Source organism: Eubacterium sp. CAG:156 (assembly GCF_000434315.1).
Taxonomy (GTDB): Bacteria; Bacillota; Clostridia; order Lachnospirales; family Lachnospiraceae; genus Eubacterium_U; species Eubacterium_U album.
This window is the reverse complement of the sequence record NZ_FR878130.1, coordinates 1-16,580: the sequence shown is the minus strand read 5'-3', so window position 1 is coordinate 16,580 and position 16,580 is coordinate 1. Positions and strand designations below refer to the sequence as shown.

The window sequence follows — 16,580 nt, the reverse complement described above, 5'->3', positions numbered from 1 at the left end:
GCCTTTAGTTAATATCACAAACCCTCACGTAAGACCATCAAATAGATTGACAAACCATCAAAAACTTCGATTACCCAATTTTAGTTCTAACTCTTTTAGGTTCAGTTAATTAACCTTAAGTGTATCATAGGATTTTTCTATGATTTTGTGTTATTTCTATATTTATTTTTTGTCTAAATATTCCATATCTTCTTTTGTTAATTCAAAATCTACTTTTGAATTTTCTATTATACGTTCTTTCTTTGTAGATTTAGGAATTACAACATTGCCTTTTTGTAACGAATATCTTATACACACCTGTGGTATTGTAACACCATATTTTCTTGCAATTACTTCTATATATTTGTCATTTACAATATTTCCTGTTGCAAGCGGAGAATATGACATTATCTGCATATTATATTTATTGCAAAATTCAATCGTCTCTTCCTGTCTGTTACCTATATGGAAGCAGATTTGATTTACCATTGGTACTATCTTAGCAATTTCTAACACCGGCTCTAAATGCTGTTTTGCAAAATTTGATACTCCGATACTCTTAGCTTCGTTTGCTTCATAAATTTCTTCCATAGCCTGCCAGCTTGCTATGTTTCCTTCTGTACAGTCTTTTCCCCACTCATCCCACGGCCAAGGTGCATGTATTAGATACAAATCAATATATCCTAAATTAAGTGTTTCCATTGATTTGTTAAAGCATTCTTTAGCAATATCATAGCCTTTACATTCGGCAGGAAGTTTTGTAGTTATAAATATTTCTTCTCTTGGTATTCCTGAATTTCTTACTGCTTTGCCAACACTTTCTTCATTGCCATATGCTGCTGCGGTATCAATATGTCTATATCCTGTTTCTAAAGCATATGAAACAGCATCGTATGTGTCTTTTCCATTTGGTATCTGCCATGTACCTAATCCTAATTTAGGAATCTTTACTCCATTTTGCAGTACATAACATTCATCAAGTATCATTTCTTTTCCTCCTTTATTTATTAATAATCTCTCGGAGTCTCTAAGCCAGTAAAATCAAGACTTCCCGATTCCCTTTTTATTAAAGCCTCCACTTTAATTCCATTATTTTGCTGGTATGATTACTCAAGATTCCGAGAGACCATATTATTCTGTTCTCCATTTTCATATTCCACTATTCTTGCTGTTGCGCCGGATGATTTTACTCCGTATCCACTGTTATTGATTACATGTTCTATTCCCGGATGTCCATTTAACATAACGGTTACCGTGTTATGTAATTTTACTCCTTCAATATCAGGGACCTCTACTGCTCTATCTATTGTAATAGTAGCATCTCTATTGTAACTATATACACCTACGCCATAACTTTCAAATGTTAATACATTATCTCCCACTTTTAATGACGCAAATCCATTTACTTTACCATTATTGCTCATAAATTCACTTTGATTTGGAACATCATAAGGTATCTCACTTTGATAGAAGTATAATCTTCCACCATTTCCATCCCATATTGTCTGGTATTCCTGAAAATGTTCTACAAACAATCCGTACATAATTACATTATCACCATGAATTACAGCACCATTTTTTGCTGTATTTTTGTCCCATGCCACATTATCTCCATGATCTGCTCTCCATACCCATAAATTGTCGCCAATAACGTCATTACTGTTTACTGTAATACAATTTTCAACTTTTCCTTCGTAGCTTGAGCCTCCAACTCTAAAGTATACATCACTTAAAGTTGTAGGGTTTGCTCCATGAGAAACATCGCTCTTTTTTGCACCTACTTCAAGCAATGTATCTGACTCTTTTTCACCTGCTTCAAATAACACTCCTGCTATTTTCACCCCGTCAACATCTGCTATTTTCATTGCTTTATTTCCATTGACAGATACAATTGTTGCCATTCCCATTCCATATACTATTGTATCGCTATTTTTAACATTTAACGGTTTATTTATTTCATAAATTCCAGGCGTTAGTAATAAATTTTTGCCTGCTGCTAAAGCCTCATTAATTGTATCTGCATCATCCGTATTTGGATTTGCGATGTAGAATTTATTTAAGCTGACAAATTTACCCTTTGTTCCACTTTCCCATGATACTCCAACAGCATCTGTCCTAAGTTCAGGAACAATAACTCCGTATCCATATTCTTCATCATATGTAAGGTATGGCTTTTCCTGAATAACAGGTGTAGTCTGCACTTTTGTATATGGCGAATACGGCCATGTTCCTGCCGGAGTTCTTACAGTATCAATCCCAACAAAAACCATATTCCAAACTCCGCCATCCCACAATCTCCAAAAATCATTTCTTGTAAGATACTGCTGCTGTGAACCTGATGAAACTGTTCCATTTGAATAGCAGTCAGCCATAAATCCACCACTTGACCACCCTTCTCCATCACTGAGAACCATTCCATCATTAAACTTCATTCTTCTAAGTGAAACCGCCTGTGAATTTGCCCACATACAATATTCATTTACTGAAAAATTCTCTGCACTTCTCCAGAAATTGCATGTTGCATTATGATACATCCAGTCAGCGTTGACCCACAACTTGTTAATATTTGTATCTGTAGGTAAAACTCCAAGTCCTGATACTTGTGTGTAATAACCAACATTTACAGATAATGCTGTATCATATGCACCCGGTTTAAATAAAATTGCATATCTCTCTTTTCCGAACTGATTTGTTTCCTGTTTTTTATAAATTTCATCTACTTTAGACTGAATTTCATTTTTATCATCTTCCGGAGAAAATACATATGTATTTTCTCCAAATACTGTAGCATCTTTTACAGGTTCACCATCACTTTCATAGTCAATCACATTTTCTATTTTTTCTTCTGTCTGTGCCTCAGTAACATTTTGTGTTGCATTCTTTTTAGCTGTTTTGTTTTCACTTTCTCCACATCCCCACAATAACATCGATGCAAGTGCTGCTGTTACTGCAATATAAACCTTTCTATTCATCATTCTCCTCCAAATCAATTTTTGCCACATAAATTCCATCCCTTGCAGTTATAAATAAAACGTCTTTATTTTCTCCACCTATATCAAATGTAGACGTTCTTGATTCTACATGGATAGATTTTATAAATTTACCATCTCTATATATTTTTACGTCGTCATCACCAACTAAAATATTATTCTTATTTTTTCTAACGCAATAATCTCCCTCTTCAATTATAACTTCAGGATTTTTAAGATAACCATTTTTATCAACTGTACACTCAAATACTCTTTTATACATCTCATCAATTGAATACATTTTTTCTCCACATGATGAAATTGATAAATTATTGCTTCTTATTAAGTCATAGTGATTTGGTATTATTGTCTTTTTGTCCATTGCTATCCAAGCTTTTTCAGGCTTATATCCTAAAACTTCTTTATAATCTGAACCATCTCTCCATCTATTACCCGGATATATAACTCTATCAGGTTCTATTTTGCCCATTTCCACCATATCTAACGGTTGCATTTCTCCATTATCATCTAACGTAAATACTATTGTATAAGCATCTCTGTTGTACCAAAATCCATATGAAGTACCATATGAGTCCGAAGGCAAAATATTTTCCTGTTTTTTTCCACCTACTGTAGCATTCTTTGGAATCATATATTCTCCAACAATTATTATTCTGTCATTTGTATCAAATCCTACAGAATTAATTTTGTAAGGTGATTCAAATATTTCACTAAGTTTATAGTCTTTTCCATCTACGCAATAAATTTTCTTATCAAGGCTGTCTACAAAATAGAAGTCACCTTTTTGGTTACAAATTCCTCCGTCAGGGAATCTGAATCCACTATATATTTTTTGTGGTTCATTAGTTATTCTAATATTTCTGTCAACATTTCCTTTTATATCAATCTTTGTTGCCTGCCATGTTCTTATTTCTACATTTGAGTTTACATCCAAAAGATAATTATCGATTGTGTATTTCATTTGTGAGAAATTATGTGCATTTATAAATGAAATATTTTTGCAGTCAAATGTTTTTACACAATAATCATAAGGCTTATTTACAAATATTGTTCTAAAATGATATGTCATTGCAAATGTAATATCTTCACAATTATGTAGTTCTATTGGTCTTGCAAATTCGCCTTCTGCCACTTCCTCTTCTGTCTGTATTCCATAGATTGTCCAGTTCTTAACATTATTCATCAACAATTCATGTCTACAATGATGCTCAAGTGACATACAATAAATCTTTCCCGGTGTATCAGTATTTTCGATAGTTATTCCTGCTGTTACATAAGGACTTGCAGACCACACATCCTTAATTACTCCGCCACCATTAACAACTATTGATGGATACTGATAATCCCACATACGCTCAGGATTACTGTCTGCAGTTCTTGTTGAGTTATAAGGCATTTCAAACGCTCCTGTACCTTTAACAAGATTTCCATGTCCACCAAACATTTTTACATCATTAATATATGAATCAATATCGCCGTTCCACTTAAGTCCTATTGCTCTTGGATTTTTTCCACCTGTTTCTATTCCTATACCAAATAATATGTTTCTTTTTCCACTTTCAATAAATGCTATACCTTTTCCATATCCGGTAAATCTTTCTGCATTATCTTTAAGTATAAATTTAGTAGAAACAGGATTAAGTCCAATAATAACTGTATCATCTTTTAATTTGATAGTATCTGTAAGCAAATATTCTCCCTGTGGGAAATAAAGATATGTATACTTTTCAATTAGCTCCTTAAGAACCTTTGTATCATCCGTAACTCCATCTCCAATAAGACCATTTTTCTTAACATTTATCCACTGTTTTACTTCAGGTAAAGTCTTTAAATCTGTATACAAAACATTATAGTCAATTTGCTTTTCTCCTATATATAATATATCTTTAATTTGTTTTTCAGGTTGCTCATCACTTGCTGTTATTCCATGTATATATTCATTTATATGTGTACAATCATATTTATTATCTATTGTATTTTCTGTATCCTTATAACTTACGATAACATTGCATTTTTCTAAATAGCAATTCTTTACATAAATACTTGTTAACGAATTATTTTCTAATGCAATATTCAATAACTTATCCACATTTTTAAATATAGAATCTTCTATATATAATTTTTCAAAAAATCCATCCTGTACCTCTACAAACTGTGGCACATTTTTCACATCAGTTCTTACTATTGTAAGACCTGCCTCTCTTGTAAAAATAGCTGCTTTTTTCTGATTTTCAAATTTTGTATCTACCATTACAAATGGCCATCCCGGAGAACACTTTGTAGTGATTATTCCGTAATTTCCACCGACAATTTCTATATCCTCCATTTCATTTCCCACATCATATATTCCTGCCATTCCTGAATTGACGTTAATTGTAATGTGAGCTAAAAAAGCATGTTGTGCATAATGTGTCCTAAAAGCTACCGCATAATCATTTTCTCTACCTAAGTTAATATTAACATTAGACATTGCACTATAGAAAGTTCCCGGATTAGCATCATTTGCATTCACATTTGTCCCTTCTGTTACAACTCTGTCCACAAACCAGAACAAATATCTAAAATGACCTTTATCGTCTTCCTTTGATATATTAAAATTTAATGCATTATCCTTTAATATAAATTCAGGTCTTTTTTCTCCATATCCGATTATTCTTACTGCCTTTGGAATATAAATTGTCTTACTTAACAGATATTTTCCTTCAGGAACAAATACAATTCCATAACCGTATTCTTCTACAACCATATTAACTGCTTTTTGCAGTTCATCTGATACATCCACTATTCCATCATTACTAATATTAAAATGGTCTGCGTCAAAATATATCGCAGACTCATCCTCTATTTTCCCCGTATAAAAACTTGTTTTCATAACAAATACCTCATATTTCTCAATAATCTATGTATTCTTGTTAAAATACTTTATTGTTTTTTATTGAAACAATTTTATCAGATATTTTTGTTAAAATCAACATTAATCATTTAAATTAAAGCATTATTTTTGTGCATTTTTCTCATATTTTACTTTAACAATTTTGTAGGCATAAATAAAAGAGCACCACTTTTTATGATGCTCTTTCATTAAAATTATTCTCTCTTTATCAATCTTCTAAAACTAAGCTGTTTCTTCCTGCTGTGCCCATTGTGAATTGTATAGTTTAGCATAGAATCCATCTTTTTCCATTAATTCGTTATGATTTCCCTGCTCGATTATATCTCCATCTTTCATTACAAGAATTAAATCGGCATTCTTTATAGTTGAAAGTCTGTGAGCAATTACAAAACTTGTTCTGCCTTTAAGCATATTATTCATACCACGCTGAATTCTTTGTTCTGTTCTTGTATCTACTGAAGATGTTGCTTCATCTAATATCATAATCGGATTATCTGCGAGTATAGCTCTTGCAATTGTAAGAAGCTGTTTCTGTCCCTGTGATATGTTACTTGCTTCTTCATTTAATTCCATTTTATATCCATCCGGAAGAGTTCTGATGAAATGGTCTGCGTGAGCTTTCTTAGCTGCTGCAATTACTTCTTCATCTGTTGCGTCTAATCTGCCATAACGGATATTTTCCATAATTGTTCCTTTAAATAACCATGTATCCTGAAGAACCATTCCAAATTCCTGTCTAAGTTCGCCTCGGTTAAAATCTTTGACATTATGTCCGTCAATAAGAATCTGCCCCTTATTTACGTCATAGAATCTCATTAATAATTTAACAATTGTAGTCTTTCCTGCTCCGGTAGGACCAACTATTGCTATCTGTTGTCCTTCCTTAATATCAGCACTAAAATCATTAATTATAGTCTGATTTTCATTGTATCCAAAGTTTACATGATCAAATGTAACATTTCCTTTAACAGTGTTTATATCTACAGGATTTGCTACGAATTGGTCTTCTTCTTCCTCGTCTAAGAATTCAAATACTCTCTCAGCTGCTGCTGCCATACTCTGCATCATATTTGAAACCTGTGCCACCTGCTGAATTGGCTGTGTAAAATTCTTTACGTATTGGATAAACGCCTGAATATCACCAATTTCAATTTTTCCATTTATAGCAAGATAAGCACCCGAAATTGCAACACCAACATAACCTAAATTTCCAACAAACTGCATTATAGGCATCATTAATCCTGAGAAAAACTGAGATTTCCAAGCTGATTTATAAAGGATTTCATTTGTATCATGAAATTCTTTCTTTACAGTTTCTTCTTTATTAAACGCCTTTACAATATGATGACCACTATATACTTCTTCTACCTGACCATTTATATGACCTAAATATTCCTGTTGACTCTTAAAGTATTTCTGTGAATGTTTAATTACAAAACTAATTAATAATATACTTACAGGTAATGTAATAAGTGTAATAAGTGTCATCGGTACACTTATTGTTATCATCATAATAAATACACCGATTAATGTACTTATAGATGTAATTAACTGTGTTATACTTTGATTTAATCCATTTCCTAATGTATCTACATCATTTGTAATTCTTGATAAAACTTCACCGTATGTTCTACTTTCAAAATATTTGAGTGGCATTCTATTTATTTTTTCTGAAATTTCTTTTCTCATACGGTAACAGATTTTCTGTGTTATACCCGTCATTACAAATCCCTGAATAAGATTGAATACACAACTAACTCCATATAACGCCAATACTATTAAAAGTATTTTTCCAACATATCCAAAATCAATTCCACCTTTTCCGGATATCTTGTTCATAATTCCATCTGAAAGTGCTGTTGTCGCTTTACCTAATACCTTAGGTCCTGCAACAGTAAATACAACACTAAACATTGCACAAACCATTACTGCAAATACGCCATATTTATAATTTCCAATATATCGTATTAATTTTCCAATCGTGCCTTTAAAATCTTTAGCCTTTTCACCTGACCCCATTCGGCCGCCGCCCATAGGTCCTCTCATTCTTCTTGGTGGATTTATATTTGTTCTATTTTCATTACTCATCTTTATCCACCTCCTCATTTAAACTTGCTGCCAATTCGGCTTCTGACATCTGAGATGATGCTATCTGCTTATATACCTCACAATTCTTCATTAATTCCTTGTGTGTTCCTTTTCCAACCATCTTTCCATCATCTAAAACAATAATCTGCTTTGCCTGTAATACAGTGCTTATTCTTTGAGCTACAATAATTACTGTACTTTCTTTTACCTTAGGACTCAATGCTTTTCTTAATGCTGCATCAGTCTTAAAGTCTAACGCTGAGAAACTGTCATCAAAAATATATATTCTAGGATTTTTTGCAATTGCTCTTGCAATTGATAAACGCTGTTTCTGTCCTCCTGAAACATTAGTTCCACCCTGTGAAATAGGACTATCATATTTTTCTTCTTTACAATCAATAAATTCTGTTGCCTGAGCAATTGTTGCAGCCTCTAACATTTGTTCATCGGATGCATTCTCTGCTCCATATTTTATATTAGATGCAATTGTTCCTGAGAACAAAATTCCCTTTTGCGGTACATATCCAATATTATCCCTTATTGATTTCTGTGATAAATCTTTTACATCAATTCCATCAATTGTAATCTGTCCCTCTGTTACATCGTAAAATCTAGGAATAAGCTTTGCTACAGTACTCTTACCACTACCTGTACTACCTATAATAGCAGTAGTTTCACCAGGTTTAGCAATAAAATCTATTCCCTCTAAAACATTTGTATCTCCATCAGGATATTTAAAATCAACATTTTTAAATTCTACAATTCCCTTTGGTGCATCTAACATCTTAGCTTCTTTTTTATCTTTTATAGAAACATCTGTATCTAAAACGTCATCTATTCTTTCTGCTGCAACTGTTGCTCTAGGAAGCATAATTGATACCATTGTTATCATAAGGAAAGACATAACTATCTGCATTGTATAGGTAATAAATGCAGTCATAGACCCAACTTCTAAAGCACCCTGATTAATTCTGTGGCTTGCAACCCATTCAATCAATATTGTAATTCCATACATAACCATCATCATAAGTGGCATCATAAATGTCATTACTCTATTTGTAAATAACATTACCTTTGTCAAAGATTTATTTGCAACATCAAATCTTTCTTCTTCTTTCTTTTCTCTGCTAAATGCTCTTATTACAGGAATTCCTGTTAAAATTTCTCTCGAAACAAGGTTTACTCTGTCAACTAAATCCTGCATAATTTTAAACTTAGGCATAGCTAAAGCCATCAATATTGCTACCAAACATAAAAGAGCAGCAACAGCAACTACGATAATCCACTCCATACCTGAGTGTGTTTTTATAACCATTATTATGCCGCCCACAGCAAGAATAGGTGCATAAGCAACCATTCTAAGAAGCATTACACATACCATTTGAATCTGTTGAACATCATTTGTGCTTCTTGTAATTAATGATGCTGTAGAGAACTTATTAATTTCTGCATCAGAAAATTCCAATACTTTATTAAATACTTTTTCTCTTAACTCTTTACCGATTGAAGCTGATACTTTAGATGCGAGGAAACCAACAATAATCGCACTTACAGTCATTAAAAGTGCCATTGCAAGCATTTTTGCTCCTGTACTCCACAAATAACTAACTTGCTTTGTTTCAACATCTACTCCGATTTTTTTGTATTCCTTTTTTACAAATGAAATAGCTGAAGACTGAACAAGAGAATCTCCCATAGAATCAATTGCTGACCCCATTTTATCTCTTACTGTATCTCTTATTAAATCGAAATGAGCTGCCATAAACTGTTCCTGTGTCATAGTTCCATTTTGAACTGCTGCTAAGTCCATCTTAGCCTGATTATCAAGAGAATCCATATCAATTTCTTTCATGTACTCACTCACATCCTGACCAGTATTTTCATTATTGTTCTTCTTGTCCTGTGTCTGAGAAATCATTGAATATACAAGAATTGGTTCTGAAAAAGTCTTATCTAACTTTTCCATGTTTTCTTTTGATTTATCTTTTAACTTATAATTTCCATTACTTTGTTTCTTATATGCAGACTCCCATTTACTTTTTTCTTTATCAGTCATCCACATTGCAATTCCCTGATAACTTTCTTCTGAAATTTTCTCCGGTGTTGCATATTCAATTCCTGAATTATTAATACCTGTATCAATTAATGATGCTGTATAATCAGGTAAAGACAGGTCGCACATAGCCTGTATAAACAAAAATGCTATTATTGTAAATACCATTGGCATATGCCCCTTGAAATTTTTAAAAAATCTCATCTTAATTCTCCTTTTCTTTTTTTAATGTCTTGCCTTCTTCAAGTATAGCTGCATAAAATTTTTCCTGAAAATTCAGATATTGCTGTAATTCTTCTTCAGTAAAATGTGAAAATACTCTTTCAAAATATCCTTCCACATCCTTTTTTTTCTTCTCTACAAGTTCATTGCCTTTTTTTGACAATTTTATTAATGTATTCCTTCTATTATCAGAATCTACTTCTCTTACTATATATCCTTTATTTTCCAAACTTTTTAGTGTTCTTGAAATAGACTGCATTGACACATGCAATCCTTCTGCAAGTTCTGATACATTGACTGATTTATTTTCCATTTTTTCTGATTTAACAAGCCAAAATATTATACTGCCTTCCATTCTTGAAATATCATCAGATAATTTTGGATGATGAAACTTTCTGAATTTCATCATTCCTTTTATGACCTTTTCTACAAGTTCCTTATTGTACTCGCTCATTTCATCCTGTCACCTCCAAGCTTAATTAGACTTTAGCAAAAAAATAAACACTGTTTATATTTAACAACGTTAACTGTAAACAATGTTCATTATTTTACTCTTATTTTTTAATCTGTCAACAACTTAATTTAAAATTTAACTAATTGTTAACATTTCTTACTATATTTTTTTACATCGATTCTATCACCCATAATAGAATCCATTCTCGTATCATCTTTTATAAGAATCTCTTTTTGTGCTTTGCTTAGTTGTTTAATCCAATATTCTAATTTAGATGCAAGTGCTTTATTTTCTGTCTGCCAAGCAGCTTCAAGTTTTAAAGCCACATGACTTCTTGTATATTTTGCACTTTTTTCTCCTGCTCCAAAATGTTCTTTCATTCTTCTATCTAAATCCGTAGTTATCCCTGTGTAAATCGAATCGTCTTTACATCTTAACATATAAATATAGTACATTTTATTCTCCCATTTTTCTAAATATTCCTCGTATAACAATTATTGATATAACTGCTGCCCCACCATCTGCTATAGGTGCCGCATACATAATGCCATCTATTCCAAATATCATCGGTAAAACTACTATTAAAGGTAGCAGAAAAATAATCTGTCTTGTAAGTGCAAGAAAAGTTCCCTTCATTGGTTTTCCAATTGCTGTACTAAAAGTTGAAGTTATTGGCTGTATCGCATTTGCAAATGTCATAAACAAAAATATTCTAAAATAATTTGTTGCAAACTGATAATATTCTTTTGTACCATTTCCAAATATACTAATGATATTTCTTGGGAAAACCTGAAACATTATAAAGGCTATCACTGATACTATTGTACCACTTATAACAGCTAGTTTATATGTTTCTTTCACTCTGCTATAATTTTTTGCGCCTATATTAAAACTTGCAATTGGCTGTATTCCCTGCGATAGTCCAATTATCACAGCAAAATAAATTTGATTAACTTTCATTATTATGCCTGCACACGCTAACGGAATTGAATCCCCATAATTTGATAACGCCCCATAGTATGTCAAAGATTTATTTAATGTAATTTGAACAATCATTATTGCTATCTGATTTGAAAATGGTGTAACCCCTAATGATGCAATTCTACCAATACATTTTAAAGAAGGAATAAAATGTTCTTTTTTTAACTTTACTGTCTTATAGTGCCTTAAATAATTTATCACTAAGACAAACGAAACAAATTGTCCAATAATTGTTGCTAACGCTGCCCCTTTCATTTGCCAATCAAATACCATAACAAACAAATAATCAAGAATTATATTAATTATTGCACCTACAAGATTGCATGTCATAGAAAAATCAGGGCTTCCGTCCGCCCTTATAATATGTCCTCCCCCAAGTCCCATTATAAGAAATGGTATTCCAATTGCCGTAACACCAACGTAATCTTTAGCATATCCTAAAACATTGTCAGGTGCTCCAAAAAATTTTAATAAAGGTGTTAAAAACAATAATATTCCTATAGCTATTATAGTTCCAAGTATCATTATTCCTGTAACAACATTACCTATATAAAAGGGGGCTTTTTCTTTATTTCCTTTTCCCATTTCAATATTAAATGCTGCCGCACCACCAATTCCAAATAGTAAACCTAATGCTACACATATTGTACTTACAGGAAAAGCTACATTTGTAGCTGCATTTCCCAACGTTCCAACAGTTCTTCCTATGAAAAACTGATCGACTATATTATAAAAAGAGCTTACAAGCATAGCTACTATACTTGGTATCGCGAATTTTCGCATTAATTTACTTATAGGTTCAATCCCCAGTGGATTATTAATTTCTTTTTTCGCTTCCATTACTTTATCTCACTTTTATCTTTACTTATAATTTTTTACTTTGTCATAAAACTATTCGTTCAATTCTAACACATATATAAATAATATTTCTAGTGCGAAATTATATGTATTTCCATACTTTAACAACTTATTAATATAATTTGTTCAATTTATATATGTTTTTAATAATATAAGAAATTGTTTTCTGCCTATATTTAACTTGTTTTAAATAATTACACTATGTTATAATTTTAGATAATATTGCTATTGTTTATTAAAGCATAATATACATAGCACCCCATATATTTAAATTAATCGTCATTCTATGAATGAAAACTTTTAATTATGAAGTTATTTTATTAAATTACTATGAAAGGATAAAAATATGAGAGGTATATACTCAAATAAAACTGAGATTAGGCATAAAGTATTTACGGAAGTTGCCCGAATGGCATATGAAGGTGGAGATTTTTCACGTATGGAAGAACTACCATATAAGATTATGCCAGGTGAAATCGGTAACTACTATGACAATATTTTTCTTGAGAGAGCAATTATAGGAGAAAGATTGCGTGCTACTATCGGACTCCCTATAAGAAAAGTATCTGAACATGCTCCTCTTTCGGAAGGTATTGATAAAAGTGCTATTGATGAAAAATACTATGACCCACCACTTATTAATATAATTAAATTTGCATGCCATGCATGTCCTGAAAAACGAATTTTAATAACTAACGGATGTCAGGGTTGTTTAGAACATCCTTGTATTGAAGTATGTCCTAAAAAAGCTATTCATATGGAAAACGGTCGTTCTATTATTGATCAGGATAAATGTATTAAATGTGGTAAATGTGTTTCAGCATGTCCTTATAATGCCATTATTAAACAGGAACGTCCTTGTGCAAAAGCATGTGGAATGAACGCTATCAAATCAGATGAATATGGACGTGCAGATATTGATTATGAACAATGTGTATCTTGTGGAATGTGTCTTGTAAGTTGCCCATTTAGTGCAATTGTCGATAAAAGCCAGATATTCCAGACTGTTCTTGCACTTAAGAGTGACACGCCAATATATGCAGCAATAGCCCCATCATTTGTAAATCAGTTTGGCGGTGCTGTTACATCTGCACAGGTACGCGCTGCTTTAAAAGCTGTTGGATTTGAAGATATGATTGAAGTTGCTGTTGGTGCAGACTTATGTGCAATTCAGGAAGCTGAAGATTTCCTTGAAGAAGTACCTGAAAAGATTCCTTTTATGGGAACAAGTTGTTGTCCGGCATGGTCTGTAATGGCGAAAAAGACTTTCCCTGAATATGCAAATTGTATTTCAATGGCACTTACACCAATGGTTTTAACAGGTCGTATGATTAAAAAAGACCATCCGGATTGTAAGGTTGTTTTTATAGGGCCATGTGCTGCTAAAAAACTTGAAGCAAGCAGACGAAGTGTTAGAAGTGATGTTGATTTTGTTCTTACATTTGAAGAACTTATGGGAATATTTGATGCTAAATCAATTGAATTTTCTGAATTAGAAGTTGAAGAGGAACTCCAGACATCTTCTGCTGATGGTAAAGGATTTGCTGCTAGTGGCGGTGTTGCTAATGCTGTAAAAAATGTTATTAAGAAAATTGATCCTGATAAAGAAGTCAATGTTGTCAGTGCACAAGGACTTGCAGAGTGTAAAAAAATGCTTACTTTAGCAAAAGCAGGAAAATACAATGGATATTTATTAGAAGGAATGGCATGTCCCGGTGGTTGTGTAGGCGGTGCCGGAGTTTTAAGTGATGCTAAAAGAGCTGAAATAAAATTAAAGCAGGAAATGGCTAACTCACAATTAAAAAATTCTTCTGAAACATATTATGTTGATTATTTGAAATTAATTACTGAAGAAGATGCTGATAAATAATTATCATGTTATTTTATATATTATCTTAATACAATTTTTATTTTATATACTAATAATTTTAACAAAAATGTGTATAATCATTATATGATGAAAGGCTAAAATAGATAACACATCTAATTATCTTTCTATCATCATTATGCAAACTTTAGATAAAGGAGGCTTTAATATGGAATTAGAAATTACAACTGAAAACTTTGATGAATTAGTATTAAACAGTGACAAAACTGTACTTGTAGATTTTTGGGCTGACTGGTGTGGTCCATGTAAGATGCTCTCACCTGTAATTAAACAGATTGCTGAAGAACGAAATGATATAGTTGTTGGAAAGGTAAATGTTGACGAGCAACCCGGCTTAGGAGTTAAATACAAAATAGCTTCTATTCCAACAGTAATAGTATTTAAAAATGGTGAAATAACAAATAAAAGCATTGGTCTGGTTTCAAAAGCAGAATTATTGTCATTGCTAGATTAATTACAAATTTTCAAAAATACAAAATTAATTTGACCCTCAATCGTTAGATTTTTTCTAACTATCGAGGGTCTTTATTGGATATTCTAATTAATTACTCCTGTCATAATTGACATTGGTGGCATATTTAATTGTGCTACCGTGTCATTAACTCTAATACCGGCAGGTCTGCTTTCATTTGTTTTATTTAACACGACTACTACAATGTCTCCATTAGGGTTTTCAAATGATGTAACATCTACATCGTCTGAATATCTGCTAAATGCCACTCTTTTAGCTCCCGGTTTTATGTAGTGACTAAAATGATTAATATATGAAAGAGTATTTCTTTCCATTAATTTGTCACCTTTTGTATCGTATAAATACGGTGCATCACAATAATTTCCGACATGATTTGGACCACCCTGTTCATCTAATCCAGGTCACTTACATAAATATATCGTTTCTATTAAATTATGCGATATTAGATAAAAAGAAAAATCACATTAATTACATAACTACATTATTTTCTATTAAATTGCCATTCAAATATGACATTGCATTTTCAAATGTAGTAATGCTTATCGCTTCTAAAGCTTCATTAGTCAAAAATCCCTGATGCGAAGTAACTATAACATTTGGAAAAGATAATAGTCTTGCAGTAATAGAAGTTTCTAAAATATCATCTTCTCTGTTTTCAAATACATTATTTGTTTCTTCTTCATATACATCTAATCCTACACTGAAAAACTTTTTGTCTCTAATTCCATGTATTAAATCTTCTGTTTTAATTAAGGCTCCTCTTGATGTGTTTACAAGAATAACTCCATCCTTCATTTTAGCTATACTACTTTTATTTATCATATGATAAGACTCTTCTGTAAGTGGGCAATGCAATGAAATTAAGTCGCTGTCATTTAATAACTTATCTAATTCCACATATTCTACAAAATCTAATTCGGGATTTTTATACAAATCATATGCAATAACTTCCATTCCAAATCCTCTGCATATTCTGCACATCGCTGCTCCTATTTTTCCTGTCCCTATTATTCCTGCTATCTTTCCATTCAAATTTGTTCCTGTAAGTCCTGTAAGACTAAAATTATTTTCTCTAACCTTTATATAACTTTTATGAATTCTTCTGCTCGAAGCTAAAGCCAAAGCCATTGCATGTTCCGAAACTGCTTCAGGTGAATATCCCGGTACCCTCATAACCATTATATTTTTCTTTTTTGCTTCTTCTAAATCTACATTATTAAATCCCGCACATCTTAATAAAACAAGTTCAACGCCGTTTTTACTTAGACAATCTATTGTTTCTTTTCCTACATCCGAACTTACAAATGCACAGATTGCCTTATACCCTTTTGCTAAATTTGCAGTTTTTGAATTAATATCTGTATCTGTATATTCAATTTCTATTTCCGGATATTTTTCCGTAACTTTTTCAAATGAATCCCTATCATATTTTTTTGTATCATAAAATAATATTCTCATAATTATCTCATGTCTCCTTCTTAATTGATTTTATTATCTAGTATTTTCATTTTTTTTCATAATATACAACACTAAAATAACAAGCATCCAAATTACTTATGCTACAACAAAAGACTTACTTAAACTTTACCAACTATTAAACCTGACAATTAATTTGTAAATTAATCTGAAAATTAATTATTTGGTAATTAGCCAAATAACTAAATATAGCCGGTCGTTTTGATATGATACCTCTAAAGTAGAC

General features: G+C 31.9%; 12 protein-coding genes. 2 read left to right on the top strand and 10 right to left on the bottom strand.

Features of this window, described 5'->3' with window-relative positions; translation table 11 throughout:
- Positions 1 to 162: 162 nt before the first annotated feature.
- The 8 genes from ABMA45_RS01310 to ABMA45_RS01275 form a co-directional block, all read right to left on the bottom strand.
- The gene (locus tag ABMA45_RS01310) at positions 163 to 966 is read right to left on the bottom strand and encodes an aldo/keto reductase family protein (RefSeq protein ID WP_022088078.1); all 804 of its coding nucleotides are present in this window, start codon (positions 964 to 966) and stop codon (positions 163 to 165) included.
- 119 nt (positions 967 to 1,085) lie between these two features.
- Positions 1,086 to 2,951 carry a hypothetical protein gene (locus ABMA45_RS01305; RefSeq protein ID WP_022088077.1) on the bottom strand — a complete coding sequence of 622 codons (1,866 nt, stop codon included), beginning with the start codon at positions 2,949 to 2,951 and terminating at the stop codon, positions 1,086 to 1,088.
- Positions 2,944 to 5,841 carry a glycosyl hydrolase family 28-related protein gene (locus ABMA45_RS01300; protein WP_022088076.1) on the bottom strand — a complete coding sequence of 966 codons (2,898 nt, stop codon included), beginning with the start codon at positions 5,839 to 5,841 and terminating at the stop codon, positions 2,944 to 2,946. Before ABMA45_RS01300 ends, ABMA45_RS01305 begins: the two co-directional genes overlap by 8 nt.
- A 243-nt stretch (positions 5,842 to 6,084) precedes the next feature.
- The gene (locus tag ABMA45_RS01295; protein ID WP_022088075.1) at positions 6,085 to 7,950 is read right to left on the bottom strand and encodes an ABC transporter ATP-binding protein; all 1,866 of its coding nucleotides are present in this window, start codon (positions 7,948 to 7,950) and stop codon (positions 6,085 to 6,087) included.
- Positions 7,943 to 10,207: an ABC transporter ATP-binding protein gene (locus tag ABMA45_RS01290; RefSeq protein WP_022088074.1), complete on the bottom strand. Its 2,265-nt coding sequence runs from the start codon at positions 10,205 to 10,207 to the stop codon at positions 7,943 to 7,945. Before ABMA45_RS01290 ends, ABMA45_RS01295 begins: the two co-directional genes overlap by 8 nt.
- A 1-nt stretch (position 10,208) precedes the next feature.
- On the bottom strand, positions 10,209 to 10,679 hold the full coding sequence (locus ABMA45_RS01285; protein ID WP_022088073.1) for a MarR family winged helix-turn-helix transcriptional regulator: 471 nt from the start codon (positions 10,677 to 10,679) through the stop codon (positions 10,209 to 10,211).
- 146 nt (positions 10,680 to 10,825) lie between these two features.
- On the bottom strand, positions 10,826 to 11,134 hold the full coding sequence (locus tag ABMA45_RS01280; RefSeq protein ID WP_022088072.1) for a GIY-YIG nuclease family protein: 309 nt from the start codon (positions 11,132 to 11,134) through the stop codon (positions 10,826 to 10,828).
- A gap of 1 nt (position 11,135) precedes the next feature.
- On the bottom strand, positions 11,136 to 12,500 hold the full coding sequence (locus tag ABMA45_RS01275) for an MATE family efflux transporter (RefSeq protein ID WP_022088071.1): 1,365 nt from the start codon (positions 12,498 to 12,500) through the stop codon (positions 11,136 to 11,138).
- 364 nt (positions 12,501 to 12,864) lie between these two features.
- Here ABMA45_RS01275 and ABMA45_RS01270 point away from each other — a divergent pair, with 364 nt between their 5' ends.
- Positions 12,865 to 14,388 carry a 4Fe-4S dicluster domain-containing protein gene (locus tag ABMA45_RS01270; RefSeq protein ID WP_022088070.1) on the top strand — a complete coding sequence of 508 codons (1,524 nt, stop codon included), beginning with the start codon at positions 12,865 to 12,867 and terminating at the stop codon, positions 14,386 to 14,388.
- 166 nt (positions 14,389 to 14,554) lie between these two features.
- The gene (gene trxA, locus ABMA45_RS01265; protein ID WP_022088069.1) at positions 14,555 to 14,860 is read left to right on the top strand and encodes a thioredoxin; all 306 of its coding nucleotides are present in this window, start codon (positions 14,555 to 14,557) and stop codon (positions 14,858 to 14,860) included.
- An 83-nt stretch (positions 14,861 to 14,943) separates the two neighbouring features.
- Here the strand turns inward: trxA and ABMA45_RS01260 are convergent, their stop codons facing one another.
- Together ABMA45_RS01260 and ABMA45_RS01255 are read right to left on the bottom strand one after the other, a co-directional pair.
- The gene (locus ABMA45_RS01260; protein WP_022088068.1) at positions 14,944 to 15,192 is read right to left on the bottom strand and encodes a glycoside hydrolase family 30 beta sandwich domain-containing protein; all 249 of its coding nucleotides are present in this window, start codon (positions 15,190 to 15,192) and stop codon (positions 14,944 to 14,946) included.
- Positions 15,193 to 15,346: 154 nt separating this feature from the next.
- Positions 15,347 to 16,336 (bottom strand): 2-hydroxyacid dehydrogenase, encoded by a 990-nt coding sequence (locus ABMA45_RS01255; RefSeq protein ID WP_022088067.1) that lies wholly within the window; start codon positions 16,334 to 16,336, stop codon positions 15,347 to 15,349.
- Positions 16,337 to 16,580: the final 244 nt, after the last annotated feature.

Excerpts from the sequence above, each read along its gene's own strand:
- ABMA45_RS01310 (WP_022088078.1), bottom strand. The coding sequence starts at position 966 with ATGATACTTGATGAATGTTATGTACTGCAAAATGGAGTAAAGATTCCT.
- ABMA45_RS01305 (WP_022088077.1), bottom strand. The coding sequence starts at position 2,951 with ATGAATAGAAAGGTTTATATTGCAGTAACAGCAGCACTTGCATCGATG.
- ABMA45_RS01300 (WP_022088076.1), bottom strand. The coding sequence starts at position 5,841 with ATGAAAACAAGTTTTTATACGGGGAAAATAGAGGATGAGTCTGCGATA.
- ABMA45_RS01295 (WP_022088075.1), bottom strand. The coding sequence starts at position 7,950 with ATGAGTAATGAAAATAGAACAAATATAAATCCACCAAGAAGAATGAGA.
- ABMA45_RS01290 (WP_022088074.1), bottom strand. The coding sequence starts at position 10,207 with ATGAGATTTTTTAAAAATTTCAAGGGGCATATGCCAATGGTATTTACA.
- ABMA45_RS01285 (WP_022088073.1), bottom strand. The coding sequence starts at position 10,679 with ATGAGCGAGTACAATAAGGAACTTGTAGAAAAGGTCATAAAAGGAATG.
- ABMA45_RS01280 (WP_022088072.1), bottom strand. The coding sequence starts at position 11,134 with ATGTACTATATTTATATGTTAAGATGTAAAGACGATTCGATTTACACA.
- ABMA45_RS01275 (WP_022088071.1), bottom strand. The coding sequence starts at position 12,500 with ATGGAAGCGAAAAAAGAAATTAATAATCCACTGGGGATTGAACCTATA.
- ABMA45_RS01270 (WP_022088070.1), top strand. The coding sequence starts at position 12,865 with ATGAGAGGTATATACTCAAATAAAACTGAGATTAGGCATAAAGTATTT.
- trxA (WP_022088069.1), top strand. The coding sequence starts at position 14,555 with ATGGAATTAGAAATTACAACTGAAAACTTTGATGAATTAGTATTAAAC.
- ABMA45_RS01260 (WP_022088068.1), bottom strand. The coding sequence starts at position 15,192 with ATGGAAAGAAATACTCTTTCATATATTAATCATTTTAGTCACTACATA.
- ABMA45_RS01255 (WP_022088067.1), bottom strand. The coding sequence starts at position 16,336 with ATGAGAATATTATTTTATGATACAAAAAAATATGATAGGGATTCATTT.